Below are 16,300 nucleotides of genomic sequence, written 5' to 3' on the forward strand. Positions count from 1 at the left end.
CAAAGATGTTCCATCCCTCGCGCCTCGTGCGCGCCCTCATCCGTGCCGCCGGCGGCACGGCGCTGCTGCTCGCAGCCCTCGGCACCCAGGCGCAAGCCACTTCGACAGGCTCAGGACAGGCCTGGCCGGCCAAGCCCGTGCGCCTGGTCGTGACCTATCCGCCGGGCGGCACGGTCGATGCGGTGGCGCGCATCATCGCGCCCAAGCTCTCGGCCCGGCTCGGCCAGCCGGTGGTGATCGACAACCGCGGCGGCGCCGGCGGCGCGATCGGCGGCGACATCGTCGCCAAGAGCGCGGCCGACGGCTACACCGTGATGCTCGACGCCTCCAACCATGCGCAGAACCCGGCGCTGCGCAGCAAGATGCCCTTCGACACGCTGCGCGACTTCGCGCCGGTCTCCTTGCTGGTCAAGGTGCCCAACATCCTCGTGGTGCATCCGGGTGCGCCGATCGCGAGCGTCAAGGACCTGATCGCGAAGGCCTCGGCGCGGCCGGGCGAGATCAATTACGCCTCTTCGGGCAACGGCTCCTCGCCGCATCTGGCGGCCGAGCTCTTCGACTCGATGGCGAAGACGCGCATGACGCACGTCGCCTACAAGGGCGGCGGCCCGGCGCTCACCGACGTCATGGCGGGCCAGGTGCCGGTGTTCTTCGCCAGCCTGGGCTCGGGCATGCCCTACATCCAGAGCGGCAAGTTGCGGCCGCTCGCGATCGGCGGCAAGGCGCGCTCGCCGCTGCTGCCCGAGGTGCCGACCCTCGCGGAATCGGGCCTGCCGGGCTATGAGATGTACGAGTGGAACGCGGTGTTCGTACCGACGGGCACGCCGTCCGCCGTGATCGCCCGGCTGTCGAAGGAGATCGCCGCCACGCTCAAGGACGCGGAAGTGCGCCAGCGGCTGGAGGCCGTGGGCGCCGAGGTGATCGGCTCCGATCCGGTCGAGCTCGACGCGTTCCGCCGCGCCGAGCTCGCGAAGTGGAGCCGGATCGCGAAGGAGAACAAGCTTCAGCTCGATTGAGGTACGGGCGCCAGCAATTCCGCGAACGCATCGGCAAAGGTTGGCCGCGAACGCGCCAGCCACATCGCCGAGAGTTCGAAGGCGGGCAGGTCCGCGCCGTCGCGCACCTCGGCATAGCGCACGCCTTCATGGCGCAGCGCGCGCACCGAGTGCGGCAGCAGCGACCATCCCAGGCCGGCGGCCACGCAGGCCAGCACGGTCAGCGTGCGGTTGGCGTCCTGCACCACCTGCCCCTGGTGGCCGGCGCGGCGGATCGCGCCCAGCAGCTGGCTGCGCAGCGCGGGAATCTGCTGCTCGGGAAACCAGACCAGCCCATGCTGCGCGATCTCGGCCAGCGATACGCGGCCGTCCTGCGCCACCTCGTAGGCGGCCGGCAGCGCGGCCACCATCGGCTCCTCGCCCAGGCGCAGCTCGTTCACCTTGGCATCGAGCGAGACCGGCGGATGCAAGAGCGCGATGTCGATGCGGCCGCCCGCGAGCGCATCGGCCTGCTCGGCATTGCTCATCTCGCGCAGCACCACGTCGAGCTGCGGATGCGCGGCGCGCAGCAGGCGCAGCGCGCGCGGCAGCACTTGGTAGATGGCATGCGTCACGAAGCCGATGGTGAGCCGGCCAGCGCGGCCCGCAGCCATGGCCTGCGCCCGATCGGCTGCTGCGTCGGCGTGGGCGAGGCTGGCGCGCACATCCTCCACGATCGCGAGGCCGGCCTCGGTCAGCGTCGCGCCGCGCCGCGTGCGCGCGAAGAGCGGCGTGCCGATCTCGCGCTCGAGCCGGTTCAGCGTCTGCGTGAGCGCCGGCTGCGCGAGGCCCAATTGCTCGGCCGCGCGCGTGAGGCTGCCGGCCTCGCTGATCGCGAGGATGCATCGCATCTGGCGGGTGTCCATCAGTCTCGCCGGTCCGGCGCGTACCAGCGGGTCGCGATCAGTTCCGGCTCCTCGTGCGCCAACAGCCGTGCCCAGTGGCGGTCGGCGTCTTCCACGAACAGGTCGCGCGCAATCGCGTGGGCCAGACGCGTCGCGCCGATCGCGAGGCCGGGGATGTCGCCGGCCAGCGCGCCGTGGCTCATGGTTGCGCCCCAGTTGAAGAGGCGCATGCGCGAGAGCGCCTCGGCCTCGGTGCTGCCCGCGACGCCCGCACGGCCGCGCAGCTCGAAGCCCGCGCCCAGATAGGGGAAGCGCGCGGGCTCGGGATAGCGCTGCGCCTCCTCGGGCATCACGTGTTGGGCCCAGGTGTCCACGAGCGGCGTGTAGCGCGCGATCTCGGGCCTGTCGAGCAGGTCGACGTCGAAGCCGGTGCCGAAGATGACGGCGTCGAAGCGTTCGCTGCCGCCGTTCGGCGTGCTGACCTCCACGCCTTCCGCGTCGGGCGCCACGTCCAGCCAGGGCGTGCCGAGGAACAGCGTGAAGGCCGCATGCGCATCGCAGCGGCGCACCGTTTCCCAGGGCGGCGGCACCTGCTCGTCGAAGATGTAGGTGTAGACGCGCCACTTGCGGGCATCGTCCAGGCCCTCGAAACCGCGCAGGAAGCCGTGGCTCGACGCGGCCTTGCTCTTGTTGACCTGGGGCAGTTGCGGCCGGCGCGCAAACAGCACGACCTCCGCGGCGCCTGCCTCCAGCGCGCAGGCCGCGTTGTCGAAGGCCGAGGCCCCGGCGCCCAGCACGCCGATGCGCTTGCCCGCCAGCGCGGCGAAGTCGATGGCATCGGCCGAATGGAACACGCGGCCGGCCGCGTGCGGGTCGTCGCGCCGCAAGGATGGAAAAGACGGCCAGCGCGGCGCGCCGCTGCCGTCGCGGCCCAGCGCCAGCACCAGCTGCCGCGTGCGCACGGTCTCGCGCCGGCCCTGCGGGTTCGTGAGTTCGACCACGAGCAGGCGCCCGTCGTCGCTGTGCGACACGGAGCGCAGCGCGACGCCGTTGTCCACCGGCAGGCCGACGGTGTCGCGCACCCACAGCAGGTAGTCGCGCCAGTCGATGCGGCCGATCTTGTGCAGGGCCTCCCAGCCAGCGCTGCCGTGCTGCGCCTCGTACCAGGCGCGGAAGGAGAGCGTGGGCACGCCGAGTTCCGGGCCGCCGACCTGCTTGGGGCTGCGCAGCGTCAGCATGCGCGCATAGGTGCCCCACGGGCCTTCGTCGCCGCGCGCGGCGCGGTCGATCACGCGGATGTTGGTAATGCCCTCGCGACGCAGGGCGAAGGCAGCGGTCTGGCCGCACATGCCGGCGCCGGCCACCAGCACGTCGAGCACCGGCATGCCGGCGCCGGCCGATTCGGCCGGCAGCACCCAGGCGGGTGGCGGCAGGTTGATGCGTTCGAGATCGGCGCGCGCTTGGCGCGCCAGCTTCTCGAGCGCTGCCGCGTCACGCGGGCTCGCGGTGAACTGATGCGGCACCGGCGGCAGGGTGTCGGAAGAGAGGTCGTCAGGCATCGTCTGAAGATAATCCAGAACATGATCGAACTCGACTGCTACTACAGCCTCTCTTCGCCTTGGGCGTATCTCGGCGGCCCGCAACTGCAGGACATCGTGCGCCGCCACCATGTGCGGCTCGTGCTCAAGCCCTACGATTTCCAGGCCGTGGTGCCGCAGACCGGCGGCATTCCGCTCAAGACGCGGCCCGAGCCGCGCCGCAGCTACCACGCGCTCGAACTCGCGCGTTGGTGCGAGTATCTGGGCATGCCGCTCAACCTGGAGCCGAAGCACTATCCCAAGGGTGCGCTGGGCGATCCGAACTGGAACAAGTACCCGGGCTGGATGGTGATCGCCGCCCAGCTGCAGGGGCTCGACGCACAGCCGCTCTCGCATGCGCTCCTGCGCGCGCTGTGGGCCGAGGAGCGCGACACCTCGGATGCCGCGGTGCGCATCGCGGTCGCCGACGAGAACGGCTACGACGGCGCCACGCTGCAGGCGCTGGAGCAGGGGCCCGAAACCCAGGCGGTCTACCGCGCCAACAGCGCCGAAGCGGTGGAGAAGGGCGTGTTCGGCGCGCCGACCTTCATCTTGGAGGGCGAGCGTTTCTGGGGGCAGGACCGGCTGGCCTTCCTCGACAGGGCGCTCGACCGGATCAGGACCGGCCGCGGCGGATAATCCCTCGATGCGAATCCGCTTCACCAAGATGCAGGGGGCCGGCAACGACTTCGTCGTGCTGGACGAAACCCGCGGCGCGCTGGGCCTGAGTGCGGCGCAGTACCGCTTCCTGGCCGACCGCCACTTCGGCGTCGGCGCCGACCAGATCCTCACCGTGCGGCCCTCGCCGGCGGCGGGCATCGACTTCCAATACCTGATCCACAACGCCGACGGCGGCGAGGTCGAGCAGTGCGGCAACGGCGCGCGCTGCTTCATGCGCTTCGTGCGCGAGCACGGCCTGACCGCGAAAGACAGCGTTCGCGTGGAGACGCTCTCGGGCGTGATCGAGCCGCGCATGGGCGCCGACGGCCGCGTGACGGTCGACATGGGCGCGCCGATCTTCGAGCCGCAGCGCGTGCCCTTCGATACCGCCGGCCTCGATCCGCAGCACGACAACGGCTGGCACACCTGGCATCTCACCCTGGGCACGCATGCCGACAGCGCCAAGGTGTCGGTGGCCGTGCTGTCGATGGGCAATCCGCACGCGGTGCAGATCGTGCCCGACGTCGATACGGCGCCGGTGGCCAGCCAGGGCCCGGCGATCGAGCACCATCCGCGCTTCCCGCAACGCGTGAACGCCGGCTTCATGCAGATCGTCGACCGCACGCAGGTGCGCCTGCGCGTGTTCGAGCGCGGCGCCGGCGAAACGCTGGCCTGCGGCACCGGCGCCTGCGCCGCGGTGGTCGCGGGCATCCGTCTGGGCCGGCTCGACGCGCGGGTCGACGTGCAGACCCGCGGCGGGCTGCTCACCATCGAATGGGCGGGCGACGGCGCTCCGGTGCTGATGACCGGACCCGCCGTGACCGTCTTCGAAGGCGAAATCGAAGTGCCATGAACAAATTCAACTCCAATGCCATGAACCCGATCACCGAAGACGACATCGCCGACTACCTCTCGAACACGCCGGACTTCTTCGAACGCCATGCGCAGCTGCTGGGGCAGGTGCAGCTCACCAGCCCGCACGGCAACCGCGCCGTGAGCCTGCAGGAGCGCCAGGCCGAGATGCTGCGCGAGAAGATCAAGGCGCTGGAGCACCGCGTGATGGACATGGTGCGTCACGGCACCGAGAACGTGGTCACGGCCGACCGGCTGCAGCGCTGGACGCGCGGTCTCCTGACCACGCGCGACCCGCGCGGGCTGCCGACCCAGATCGCGGAGCAGCTGCAAACGTTGTTCCTGGTGCCGCAGACCGCGATCAAGATCTGGGACTGCGACAGCAGCTACGTCAACGAGCCGTACGCGCAATGGGTCAGCGACGACGTGAAGGCGCTGGCCACCTCGCTGACGGCGCCTTACTGCGGCCTGAACGCCGGCTTCGAAGCCGCCAACTGGCTGGCCGAGCCGCGTGCCGCGGTGTCGATCGCGCTGATCCCGCTGCGGCCAGACGCCGAGGCGCCGGCCTTCGGCCTGCTGGTGCTGGCATCGCCCGACGCGCAGCGCTTCAACGCCGAAATGGGCACCGACTTCCTGGAGCGCATCGCCGAGCTGGCCTCGGGCGCGCTGTCGCGGTTGAGGCCTTGATCAAGCGCACGGTGCTCGGCGCGCTGGGCGTTCTGCTGCTCGGCTACCTGGCCATCGCGATCACGATCTGGCTGCATGCACTCGACCTGCTGGGCCATCCGCCGCAGCGCGCGGCCGATGCGGCGCTGATCCTCGGCAACCGGGCGTATCGCGACGGCAAGCCCAATCCCTGCCTGACCGGCCGCGTCGACACCGGCATCTCGCTGGCGAAGGAGGGCGGCGTGCGTCAGCTCGTGCTGTCGGGCGGCATCGACCGCGAAGACGGGCGCGTCGAGGCCGAGGTGATGCAGCAGCATGCGCGCGACGCCGGCTATACGGGCACGGTGCTGCTGGAGCCCGTGTCGTCGACGACACGCGAGAACCTCTCGATGTCGCTCGCCGTGCTGCAAACGGCGGGCGTGAAGAGCGTGATCATCGTTTCCGAGCCCTACCACCTGTGGCGCGTGGAGCGGCTGGCGCGCGCCGCCGGCTTCGACCGGCTGTTCGACGTGCAGTACGCCGCGGCGCCGACCTCCTGCTGGCGCCGCTGGGGCATGCTCTTCAAGGGCGCATTGCGCGAGCCTCTGGCCATCGTGAACAATGCCGCCAATGGTTACTTCTAGGCCACCCCCAGGCTTCGCGCACTTCGTGTCGCTCCGCCAACCCCCTCGCCGGGGGCAACACCAGCGGCTCGGCAAAGCCGGTTCCGCGGTGTTCCTGGAAGGAGCGGCGCTTTGAACACGGATTGGATCGAAAGGTACCTCGAGCACGTGCGCGTGGAGCGCCGGCTCGCGGCGCGCACCGTCGAGCTCTACGCCATTCATTTGAAGACGCTGGCCGAGAAGGCCCATGCGGCCGGTCTCGCGCTCGACAAGGTCCAGGCCGCCCACGTGCGGCGCTGGATGGCGCAGCTGCACGGCGCCGGTCGCGAATCGCGCGGCATCGCGCTGGTGCTCTCGTGCTGGCGCAGCTTCTACCGCTGGCTCGGCAACGAGGGGCTGGTGGGCTCGAACCCGGTGCAGGACGTTCATGCGCCCAAGGCAGCCCGGCCCCTGCCGAAGGCGCTGGCGGTCGACGAGGCCGTGCAGCTGGCCGATCTGCACGACACCGATGCCGACCCTTGGGCCGAGGCGCGCGATAGGGCGATCGTCGAACTGCTCTACGGCTGCGGCCTGCGCGTCGGCGAACTGACCGGCCTGGACGTGCGCGCCAGCAACACGGCGCGGGGCTGGGTCGACCTCGATGCACAGGAAGCCAGCGTGCTCGGCAAGGGCAGCAAGCGCCGCATCGTGCCGGTGGGCGCCAAGGCCGCCGAGGCGCTCGCGGCTTGGCTCGCGGTGCGCGACGAGTGCAGCGCGCTGGAGGCAGCGCTCCTGCGCGATCCGGCGAGCGCCGCCGCGCTCTTCATCGGCCGCAACGGCCTGCGCTTCTCTTCTCAGTCGGTCTGGAAGCAGCTGCGTGCACGAAGCCTCAAGGCCGGCCTGGCCGCGCCGGTGCATCCGCACATGCTGCGCCATTCCTTCGCCAGCCACGTGCTGCAGTCCAGCAGCGACCTGCGCGCGGTGCAGGAATTGCTGGGCCACGCCAACATCACGACCACGCAGGTCTACACGCGGCTGGATTTCCAGCATCTGGCCAAGGCCTACGACGCGGCGCATCCGCGCGCCAAGGCGCGCGATGAGGGCGCAACGGCGCGCGCCCATAAAAGCAAGAACAAACCATGAAACTTCTGCGTCTCCGACCGGGCAAGGAGCGTTCGCTGCAGCGCCGCCATCCATGGGTCTTCGAATCCGCGATCGCCAAGGGCGGCGGCGATGCCGGTGAAACGGTGCGCATCGAATCGGACGAGGGCAAGTTCCTTGCCTGGGCCGCCTTCAGCCCGCATTCGAAGATTCGCGCCCGCGCCTGGAGCTTCGACGAGAAGCAGCGCATCGACGCGGCCTTCTTCGCGGCGCGGGTTGCCAGCGCGGTGGCGGCGCGGCAACTCTTCGACCTGCAGAGTGACGGCGTGCGATTGATCCACGGCGAGGCCGACGGCCTGCCGGGCCTGATCGTCGACCGCTACGGCGACACGCTGGTGGCGCAATTCCTGTCGGCCGGCGTGGAGCGCTGGAAAGAGGTGCTGGCCGATGCCTTGCTGGCGGCCACCGGTCTTGCAAAGCTTTACGAGCGCTCCGACGCGAGCGGGCGCGAGCGCGAGGGCCTCGCGCCGTTGACCGGCTGGCTGCGCGGCAGCGGCCCCACGGAGATCACGATCCGCGAGCACGATTGGCAGCTCACGCTCGACATCGCGGCCGGCCACAAGACCGGCTTCTACCTGGACCAGCGCGACAGCCGCCGGCGCTTTGCCGAACTCGCCCGTCACCGACGGTTTCAAAGCGTGCTCAACTGCTTCTGCTACACCGGCGGCTTCACGGTCGCGGCGCTCGCGGGCCTGAAGGCGGCCGGCGCGGTCGAGGGCGCCGAGCTGGTGTCCATCGATTCCTCGCTGCCGGCGCTGGAGCGTGCGCGCGCGCATGTCGCCTTGAACGGCTTCGAAGGCGCGCGCACCGAGTTCCTCGACGCCGACGTCAATGCCGCGCTGCGCCGCTTCATCGAGGAGGGCCGGGTGTTCGACGCCATCGTGCTCGATCCGCCCAAGTTCGCGCCCACCGTCGCCCACGCCGAGCGCGCCGCGCGGGCCTACAAGGACATCAACCGGCTGGCGCTCAAGCTGCTGGCGCCGGGCGGCGTGCTCTTGACCTTCTCGTGCTCGGGCGGCATCGGCGCCGACCTGTTCCACAAGATCGTGGCCGGCGCCGGCATCGATGCCGGGGTCGACGGCTACATCAGCGAGCGTCTGGGCGCCGCGCCGGACCATCCGATGACCATCGAGTTCCCCGAGGGCGAATACCTGAAGGGCCTGGTGGTGGTGCGCAAGTAGCTTTTGCCCTTGCCGGAGCGCGGCCCGGAAGGCGTCGCTAAACTTTCCGCCTTTCCCGATTCCATTCCCCTGGAGCACTTCATGGCCCTCATTCCCGCCACCATCCTGACCGGCTTCCTCGGCTCGGGCAAGACGACCTTGCTCAAGCGCATCCTGAACGAAGCGCACGGGCAGAAGATCGCGGTGATCGAGAACGAATTCGGCGAAGAGAACATCGACACCGACATCCTGGTCACCGAGTCGAAGGAGCAGATCGTGCAGATGAGCAACGGCTGCATCTGCTGCACCATCCGCGAGGACCTGCGCGAGGCGCTGCAGCTGCTGGCGGCCAAGAAGCGCAAGGGGCTGCTAGATTTCGACCGCGTGGTGATCGAGACCACCGGCCTGGCCGACCCCGGCCCCGTGGCCCAGACCTTCTTCATGGACGACGAGATCGCCGAGAGCTACCTGCTCGACTCGATCCTCACCCTGGTGGACGCCAAGCACGCGCCGCAGCAGCTCAACGACCGCCAGGAGGCGCGCCGCCAGGTCGGCTTTGCCGACCAGATCTTCATCAGCAAGAGCGACCTGGTCGCTGCCGACGAGACCGAGGCGCTGATCCACCGGCTGAAGCACATGAACCCGCGCGCGCCGCAGCAGAAGGTGCATTTCGGCGAGGTACCGCTGAAAGACGTGTTCGACCTGCGCGGCTTCAACCTCAACGCCAAGCTGGACATCGACCCGGACTTTCTCAAGGAAGACGAGCACGAGCACCACGACCACGAACACGGCGAGGATTGCGATCATCCCTCGCACGCGCACGACGGCCACGGCCACCACCATCACCATGACGACGACGTGAAAAGCTTCGTCTACCGCGCCGACCGGCCCTTCGACCCGGCGCGGCTGGAGGACTTCCTGGGCGCCATCGTCAACATCTACGGCCCGCGCATGCTGCGCTACAAGGGCGTGCTCCACATGCAGGGCACCGAGCGCAAGGTGATCTTCCAGGGCGTGCACCAGCTGATGGGAAGCGACCTCGGTCCCGCCTGGGGCGCGGACGAAAAACGCAACAGCCGCATGGTGTTCATCGGCATCGATCTGCCACGTGAAATCCTGGAGCAGGGCCTGGAGCAGTGCCTGGTCTGATCCGGGACGGCGAGGGCGGCCACCGCCGGGCCGCCCCAAGGCGGCCGCGCCGCCCCCTCGGGGGTGGAGTTACACGCAGCGAAGCGAAGTGAAAAGCCAGGGGGCAACATTCTTTCTCTATACAATCGCGCGCCTGTTCCGGGACCGCGCGCTCGTCTTCTTTGGGCGATGTGTGACTTTCGGCATAGGACTGCGCACGTTTCTGGCCTGCTTTCGGGGGTATAACCCCGGGGTTCGCCACCGGCGAGCACCCTGACAACGTTCGTCGAAGGAGCCAGTCACCGTGAAGAAACCTGTCGCCAAAGCCAAGCCCGTGACCAAGCCGGCGGTCAAGAAGACACCGGCTGCCAAGAAGGCTGTGCCCGCGGCGAAGAAGGTCTCCCCGGTCAAGCCAGTCAAGTCTGCCGCGCCGTCGAAGGCCCCTGCCAAGAGCAAGACCACGACGGCAAGCGCAGGCGCTTCGTCAACCAAGGCGGCCGGCTCTCGTGCCACCGCACATGCTGCATCACCGACTCCCGTGAAAAAAGCGGCTGCCGCCTCCACCCCCGCCACGGCGACACCTTCCATGACCACTCCGACCACCCCCCCCAACACCCCTGCCGCCACGCCTGCCCCCGCACGCGGCGGACGCGTTTCGCGGCTGTCGCAGCTGACCGTGCCCTCCATGCCCCAGTCGGTGGCTTCCACCGCAGCCAAATCGAGCTTCGTCCAGATCACGACGAACCCGCTGGTGCCGCCGCCGCCCATCGCCGTCAAGAAGGATCCGAAGCTGGCCAACAACTGGAAGGCCAAGGCGGCCGACGAACTCACCGATGCCGAGGTGATCGCGATGCCGGATTCGGAGTACATGAACGAGAAGCAGATGGCGTTCTTCCGCCTCAAGCTGCAGGAGCTCAAGCGCGGCATTCTCGAAAATGCCGGCGAGACGACAGAGCATCTGCGCGAGGACACGGTGGTCGTGCCCGACCCGGCCGACCGCGCCACCATCGAGGAAGAGCATGCGCTCGAGCTGCGCACCCGCGACCGCGAGCGCAAGCTGCTCAAGAAGATCGAGCAGTCGATCCAGCGCATCGACGCAGGCGACTACGGCTATTGCGACGAGACCGGCGAGCCGATCGGCGTCGGCCGCCTGCTGGCCCGCCCCACCGCGACGCTGTCGCTGGAGGCGCAGCAGCGCCGTGAACTGAAGCAGAAGATGTTCGGCGACTGACATGGCCCCCCGGCTTGCCACTTCGTGTGCTTCGCCACCCCCCGAGGGGGAGGCGCGGCCGCCTTGGCGGCCCGGCGGCGGCCGCATTCCCTTGGTAAGTTGATTTGCTGTTGTGATCTAGAGATATGGCCAAGGAAGATTCCGGTCGCTTGCTGTCGAAGGTCGCGAAGTTCGTTCGCAATCCGCTCAAGGATTGGTCCGAGCTCGATGCGGAGGAGTCGTCGCAGCTCGAGAACGGCTACAGCCGCGAAATGCTCAAGGAGATGATCGAGCGGCGCCAGCGCAACGACTTCGTGCGTCGCCGCGAGTTCGACATGCTGCGCAAGCTGCGCCAGCGCGAGGCGGCCGGCGGCCATGCCGCGGCCACGCCGTCCTCCTTCAACGTCAGCAGCACCTCGGGCAAGACCGAGGGCCGGGCGCTCACGCTCAAGAAGATCGACGAGATCGAAGAGCAGATGTCGCAGCAATGGTGGAAGAACCGCGGGCCCGGCGGCGCAGCCGGTGCCAACGGCGCGGCTTCCCCCGATATGGCCGCCCAGCATGCGCGCGCCTATGCCGACACCGAGCCCGGCGTGCCGCCGCCCCCTGGGGCGGCAGGGCAGCAGGGCGCACGCTCCCTTTACGACGGCAGCATCGAGGAAGCCGCCATCCGCTTCGCCCACGGCGACGATGCCGGTGCCGAAGCCATCCTGCTGCAGACGCTCGCGCCGGACAGCCCGAGCGTCGGACACGACGACACCTGGCTCGCCTTGCTCGACCTCTATCGAGCCACCGGCGATGCCGACAAGTTCGCGGCTGCCGGCGTTCGCTATGCGCAGCACATGATGCGCCCTGCGCCCGAATGGATTTCGCTGCAGGCACTGGCGCGCAATGTCCAGGCTTCGGCGGCTGCCGAAAGCGAATCGGCACCGAGGGCGGCTCCGGTCGGCGGCGCCGACTGGGCGAGTCCGCCCACGCTGACGCGCGAAAGCCTGCTCGGCCTCACCCGTGCGCTCGCCGCGGCCGGCGCGTCGTGGAAGCTCGACTGGAATGCGCTCGACGCCATCGAAGCCGATGCGGCCGGACCGCTGCGCGCATTGTTCAACCATTGGGCCGACTCGGCGGTGCAACTGCGCTTTGCCGGCAGTGATCGCCTGCTGATCGTGCTCACCGAGGCCACGCCCGTCAACGACCGCCAGGTCGATGCGGTCTGGTGGCAGCTGCACATGGCCGCCTTGCGGGTCATGCACCGGGCCGACGAATTCGAACTTCTGGCGCTCAACTACTGCATCACCTACGAGGTGTCGCCGCCGCCCTGGGAAGACCCGAAGGGCGATTTCGGCGAGCTCGAGGCACAGCCGCAAGGGCCGGGCCCGGAGGCCTCCGGATTCGCGATCTCGGCCATCGACGACGAGCCCGGCGACGACCTGCCGCCAGCCGACCCCGTTGGGCACGCTGCGCTGGCGGGGGAGCTCGTGGGCGAGTCGCTTTCGACCTGGGAGCGACTCGATGCGGAACTGGCTGGCGCGCCGACCTTGTCGGTGTCATGCGCGGCGCTGGTGCGCATCGATTTCGTGGCGGCCGGGACACTCCTGAACTGGGTCACGGCCCGCGATGCGCGCGAACAGCGCGTAGCCTTCGTGGATGCACACCGCCTGATCGCGGCCTTCTTCGGCGTGATCGGCATTGCCGACCACGCGGAAGTTGCAGTCAGAACTAGCTGACGGACTGAGCCCCCCGGCTTTTCACTTCGCTGCACTGCGTGTAATTCGCCACCCCCCGAGGGGGAGGCGTGGACCGCTTTGGGGCGTCCGCCAGCGGCGCTATCCTCACGTAAGGCTTGCATTCGCGCGAGCTGTCGCCATATTGCTTCGATGGAACAATTTCACGGAACCACGATCATCAGCGTGCGCCGCAAGGCCCCGAACGGCGACCAGGTCGCGATCGGCGGCGACGGCCAAGTCACTCTCGGCAACATCGTCATCAAGGGCAGTGCGCGCAAGGTGCGCCGGCTTTATCACGGCAAGGTGCTCGCCGGTTTCGCCGGCGCGACCGCCGATGCCTTCACCCTCTTCGAGCGCTTCGAGGCCAAGCTCGAAAAGCATCAGGGCCACCTGGCGCGCGCCGCCATCGAACTCACCAAGGACTGGCGCACCGACCGCGTGCTGCGCCGCCTCGAGGCGATGCTGGCGGTGGCCGACGCCACCACCTCGCTGATCATCACCGGCAACGGCGACGTGCTGGAGCCCGAGAACGGCATCATCGCGATCGGCTCCGGCGGCGCGTACGCGCAGGCAGCGGCCAAGGCGCTGGTCGACCACACCGAGATGGGTGCCGCCGACATCGTCAAGAAATCGCTCGAAATCGCGGGCGAACTCTGCATCTACACCAACATGCATCACACGGTCGAAAGCCTGTGAAGCCGCGCCGAGTCCATCCATGTCCATGACCCCCCAGGAAATCGTTTCCGAGCTCGACCACCACATCGTCGGCCAGCCCGACGCCAAGCGCGCGGTGGCGATCGCGCTGCGCAACCGCTGGCGCCGTCAGCAGGTCGAGGAGAAGCTGCGCGCCGAGATCACGCCCAAGAACATCCTCATGATCGGCCCCACCGGCGTGGGCAAGACCGAGATCGCGCGCCGGCTGGCGCGCCTGGCGGATGCGCCCTTCATCAAGGTCGAGGCGACCAAGTTCACCGAGGTCGGCTACGTCGGCAAGGACGTCGATTCGATCATCCGCGACCTGGCCGAAATCGCCGTCAAGCAGACGCGCGAGAGCGAGAGCGCCAAGGTACGCATGCGCGCCGAAGACGGCGCCGAAGAGCGCATCCTCGACGTACTGCTGCCGCCGGCGCGCGCGCCCGAAGGCGTCGCCCCGGACAACAGCGGCAACGCCACGCGGCAAGCCTTCCGCAAGAAGCTGCGCGAGCACCAGCTCGACGACAAGGAGATCGAGATCGACTTGGCCGAGCAGCGCGCGCCGCTCGAGATCATGGGCCCCGCGGGCATGGAGGATATGACCGAGCAGCTGCGCGGCATGTTCGGCCAGCTGAGCCAGGGCAAGCGCAAGACGCGCAAGCTCAAGGTTGGCGAGGCGATGCGTTTGCTGATTGACGAGGAGGCGGCCAAGCTGGTCAACGAGGACGAGATCCGCACGCAGGCGATCCACAACGCCGAGCAGAACGGCATCGTCTTCATCGACGAGATCGACAAGGTCGCCACGCGTACCGATGCCCAGGGCGCCGACGTCTCGCGCCAGGGCGTGCAGCGCGACCTGCTGCCGCTGGTCGAAGGCACGACGGTGAGCACCAAGTACGGCGTAGTGCGCACCGACCACATCCTGTTCATCGCCAGCGGCGCCTTCCACCTGAGCAAGCCCAGCGACCTGATCCCCGAACTGCAGGGCCGCTTCCCGATCCGCGTCGAGCTGCAGTCGCTGTCGGTGTCGGATTTCGAGAGCATCCTGACCCAGACCCAGGCTTCACTGGTGAAGCAGTACCAGGCGCTGCTGGCGACCGAGGGCGTGACGCTGGAGTTCGCGCCCGACAGCATCACGCGGCTGGCGAGCATCGCCTACGACGTCAACGAGCGCACCGAAAACATCGGCGCGCGGCGCCTGGCGACCGTCATGGAGCGGCTGCTCGACGAAGTGAGCTTCGACGCCACCAAGCTCGAAGGCCAGTCGATCCGGATCGACGCCGCCTACGTGGACGCGCGCCTTGCGGCACTAAGTCACGACGAAGACCTCTCTCGATTCATCCTCTGATCGGCGCTTTTCAGTTGTACGGTTCACGCATCACATTCATTGCGTGAGCTAAGTGCTTCATCTGCAACGAAAATCGGTGTCTTTGAAGTTGCAAAAACACCGCTAAGTCGTTGATTCCATTACAAAAAATACCAGCGACCGCCCGTTGCGCGCTAAGCGTTTCCTGCTACAGTGCAAAAAAGTGCAGTTAAGTGGGAAAAAGTGTCGAGCGATGCCTCTTTCAGGTGCGCGACGCCTCCCACCACAGGGGTTCGTGGTCGTGTTTCAAGGCGCTTCATCGCTCAGTCTGGATGCCAAGGGGCGGCTCTCCGTGCCGACCCGGCATCGTGACGTCCTGAGCGCGACCGCCGCCGGCCAGCTCACGATCACCAAGCATCCGCACGGATGCCTGATGCTGTTCCCTCGTCCCGAGTGGGAGAAATTCCGCGAGCGCATCGCTGCGCTGCCGATGTCGGCACAGTGGTGGAAGCGAGTCTTCCTGGGCAATGCGATGGACGTCGAAATGGATGGCACCGGCCGCGTGCTGATCTCGCCCGAGCTGCGCTCGGCTGCCGGCATCACGCGCGACGTCCTGCTGCTCGGGATGGGCAACAACTTCGAGCTCTGGGACAAGGCCACCTACGACGCCAAGGAGGCCGAAGCCACCCAGGGCGAGATGCCCGATGTTTTCCAGGACTTTTCGTTCTGAGGCCGGCAGTGGAACAGGCATGGACCCATACGACCGTGTTGTTGAAGGAGGCGGTGGAAGCCCTCCTTCCCGATGCGTCGCGGGCCTCCGGCACCTACGTGGATGCCACCTTCGGGCGCGGCGGCCATTCGCGCGCCATCCTCGAGAGGCTGGCGCCGGCCGGCCGGCTGATCGCGTACGACAAGGACGCGGAAGCGGTGGCGGAAGCAGCGCGCATCGAGGATGCGCGTTTTTCCATCAGGCACCAGGGTTTCAAGGACGTGGGGGAACTGCCGCCGGCGAGTGTGGCCGGCCTGCTGATGGACCTCGGCATCAGCTCCCCCCAGATCGACAACCCCGCACGGGGTTTTTCTTTTCGTTTCGACGGCCCGCTCGACATGCGCATGGACACCACGCGCGGCGAGAGCGTGGCCGAATGGCTGGCAACGGCCGAACCACAGCAGATTGCGGAGGTGATTCGTGACTATGGCGAGGAACGGTTTGCTGTTCAGATTGCAAAGGCGATTGCAGCTCGCCGACAAGAACGGGGCCCAATTTCAACCACCGCCGAGCTGGCCGAGCTCGTGGCTGGCGCGGTCAAAACCCGCGAGCCGGGCCAGAACCCTGCAACGCGCACATTTCAGGCTCTTCGGATTTTCATCAACGCCGAGCTTGAAGAGCTGCAACAGGCGCTAGAAGCGAGCCTTAGCGTGCTGCAACCCCAAGGCCGGCTTGCGGTGATCAGCTTCCACTCGCTGGAAGACCGCATCGTGAAGCAGTTCATCGCCAAGCATTCGCGCGAGGTCTACGACCGCCGCGCGCCCTTTGCTGCACCGAAGGCGATGAAGCTCAAGGCCCTGGGGCGCGTCAAGCCGTCGAAGGCCGAGGTGGACGGCAATCCGCGCGCCCGCAGCGCGATCCTGCGCGTCGCCGAGCGCACGCAAGCGTGAAATGAACAGCCCCCACGCTCATCACTTCGTGTATCGCTGCCCCC

At 68.2% G+C, this 16,300-nt stretch carries 16 protein-coding genes; 14 read left to right on the forward strand and 2 right to left on the reverse strand.

Annotated features, from left to right (window positions below; all coding sequences use genetic code 11):
- The first annotated feature begins 5 nt into the window (after positions 1-5).
- A complete protein-coding gene (locus EJI01_RS11175) occupies positions 6-1,016 on the forward strand; it encodes a tripartite tricarboxylate transporter substrate binding protein (RefSeq protein ID WP_126837176.1) in 1,011 nt (336 codons plus the stop codon).
- On the opposite strand, the gene EJI01_RS11180 is transcribed toward EJI01_RS11175, so the two are convergent.
- Entirely contained in the window at positions 1,004-1,900 is an 897-nt protein-coding gene (locus EJI01_RS11180; RefSeq protein ID WP_126837177.1) for a LysR family transcriptional regulator, read from the reverse strand. The genes EJI01_RS11175 and EJI01_RS11180 overlap by 13 nt on opposite strands.
- Positions 1,900-3,438, reverse strand: coding sequence for a SidA/IucD/PvdA family monooxygenase (locus EJI01_RS11185; RefSeq protein WP_126837178.1), 1,539 nt, complete (start codon positions 3,436-3,438; stop codon positions 1,900-1,902). Before EJI01_RS11185 ends, EJI01_RS11180 begins: the two co-directional genes overlap by 1 nt.
- Positions 3,439-3,459: 21 nt before the next feature.
- Here EJI01_RS11185 and EJI01_RS11190 point away from each other — a divergent pair, with 21 nt between their 5' ends.
- The 13 genes from EJI01_RS11190 to rsmH all read left to right on the forward strand — a co-directional run bounded on the left by EJI01_RS11190 (position 3,460) and on the right by rsmH (position 16,256).
- Positions 3,460-4,095 (forward strand): 2-hydroxychromene-2-carboxylate isomerase, encoded by a 636-nt coding sequence (locus EJI01_RS11190; RefSeq protein WP_126837179.1) that lies wholly within the window; start codon positions 3,460-3,462, stop codon positions 4,093-4,095.
- Between the two features lie 7 nt (positions 4,096-4,102).
- The gene (dapF, locus tag EJI01_RS11195; protein ID WP_126837180.1) at positions 4,103-4,969 is read left to right on the forward strand and encodes a diaminopimelate epimerase; all 867 of its coding nucleotides are present in this window, start codon (positions 4,103-4,105) and stop codon (positions 4,967-4,969) included.
- Positions 4,966-5,655, forward strand: coding sequence for a DUF484 family protein (locus EJI01_RS11200; RefSeq protein WP_126837181.1), 690 nt, complete (start codon positions 4,966-4,968; stop codon positions 5,653-5,655). The genes dapF and EJI01_RS11200 overlap by 4 nt, the downstream gene beginning before the upstream one ends.
- Positions 5,652-6,257 (forward strand): YdcF family protein, encoded by a 606-nt coding sequence (locus EJI01_RS11205; protein WP_260602413.1) that lies wholly within the window; start codon positions 5,652-5,654, stop codon positions 6,255-6,257. Before EJI01_RS11200 ends, EJI01_RS11205 begins: the two co-directional genes overlap by 4 nt.
- Positions 6,258-6,368: 111 nt before the next feature.
- Positions 6,369-7,358 carry a tyrosine-type recombinase/integrase gene (locus EJI01_RS11215; protein ID WP_126837182.1) on the forward strand — a complete coding sequence of 330 codons (990 nt, stop codon included), beginning with the start codon at positions 6,369-6,371 and terminating at the stop codon, positions 7,356-7,358.
- Positions 7,355-8,557, forward strand: coding sequence for a class I SAM-dependent rRNA methyltransferase (locus EJI01_RS11220; protein ID WP_126837183.1), 1,203 nt, complete (start codon positions 7,355-7,357; stop codon positions 8,555-8,557). Before EJI01_RS11215 ends, EJI01_RS11220 begins: the two co-directional genes overlap by 4 nt.
- Positions 8,558-8,638: 81 nt before the next feature.
- Positions 8,639-9,685, forward strand: a complete 1,047-nt coding sequence (locus tag EJI01_RS11225; RefSeq protein WP_126837184.1) for a CobW family GTP-binding protein — start codon at positions 8,639-8,641, stop codon at positions 9,683-9,685.
- 283 nt (positions 9,686-9,968) lie between these two features.
- On the forward strand, positions 9,969-10,895 hold the full coding sequence (gene dksA, locus EJI01_RS11230; protein WP_260602414.1) for an RNA polymerase-binding protein DksA: 927 nt from the start codon (positions 9,969-9,971) through the stop codon (positions 10,893-10,895).
- A 125-nt stretch (positions 10,896-11,020) separates the two neighbouring features.
- Positions 11,021-12,598 carry an STAS domain-containing protein gene (locus EJI01_RS11235; protein ID WP_126837186.1) on the forward strand — a complete coding sequence of 526 codons (1,578 nt, stop codon included), beginning with the start codon at positions 11,021-11,023 and terminating at the stop codon, positions 12,596-12,598.
- 150 nt (positions 12,599-12,748) lie between these two features.
- Positions 12,749-13,294: an ATP-dependent protease subunit HslV gene (gene hslV, locus EJI01_RS11240; RefSeq protein WP_126837187.1), complete on the forward strand. Its 546-nt coding sequence runs from the start codon at positions 12,749-12,751 to the stop codon at positions 13,292-13,294.
- A 19-nt stretch (positions 13,295-13,313) separates the two neighbouring features.
- A complete protein-coding gene (gene hslU, locus EJI01_RS11245; protein WP_126837188.1) occupies positions 13,314-14,639 on the forward strand; it encodes an ATP-dependent protease ATPase subunit HslU in 1,326 nt (441 codons plus the stop codon).
- Positions 14,640-14,898: 259 nt separating this feature from the next.
- The gene (mraZ, locus tag EJI01_RS11250) at positions 14,899-15,327 is read left to right on the forward strand and encodes a division/cell wall cluster transcriptional repressor MraZ (RefSeq protein ID WP_093104177.1); all 429 of its coding nucleotides are present in this window, start codon (positions 14,899-14,901) and stop codon (positions 15,325-15,327) included.
- 8 nt (positions 15,328-15,335) lie between these two features.
- Entirely contained in the window at positions 15,336-16,256 is a 921-nt protein-coding gene (gene rsmH, locus EJI01_RS11255; RefSeq protein WP_126837189.1) for a 16S rRNA (cytosine(1402)-N(4))-methyltransferase RsmH, read from the forward strand.
- Positions 16,257-16,300: the final 44 nt, after the last annotated feature.

This window comes from Variovorax sp. MHTC-1 (assembly GCF_003984645.1).
In the GTDB taxonomy this organism is placed as follows: Bacteria; Pseudomonadota; Gammaproteobacteria; order Burkholderiales; family Burkholderiaceae_C; genus Variovorax.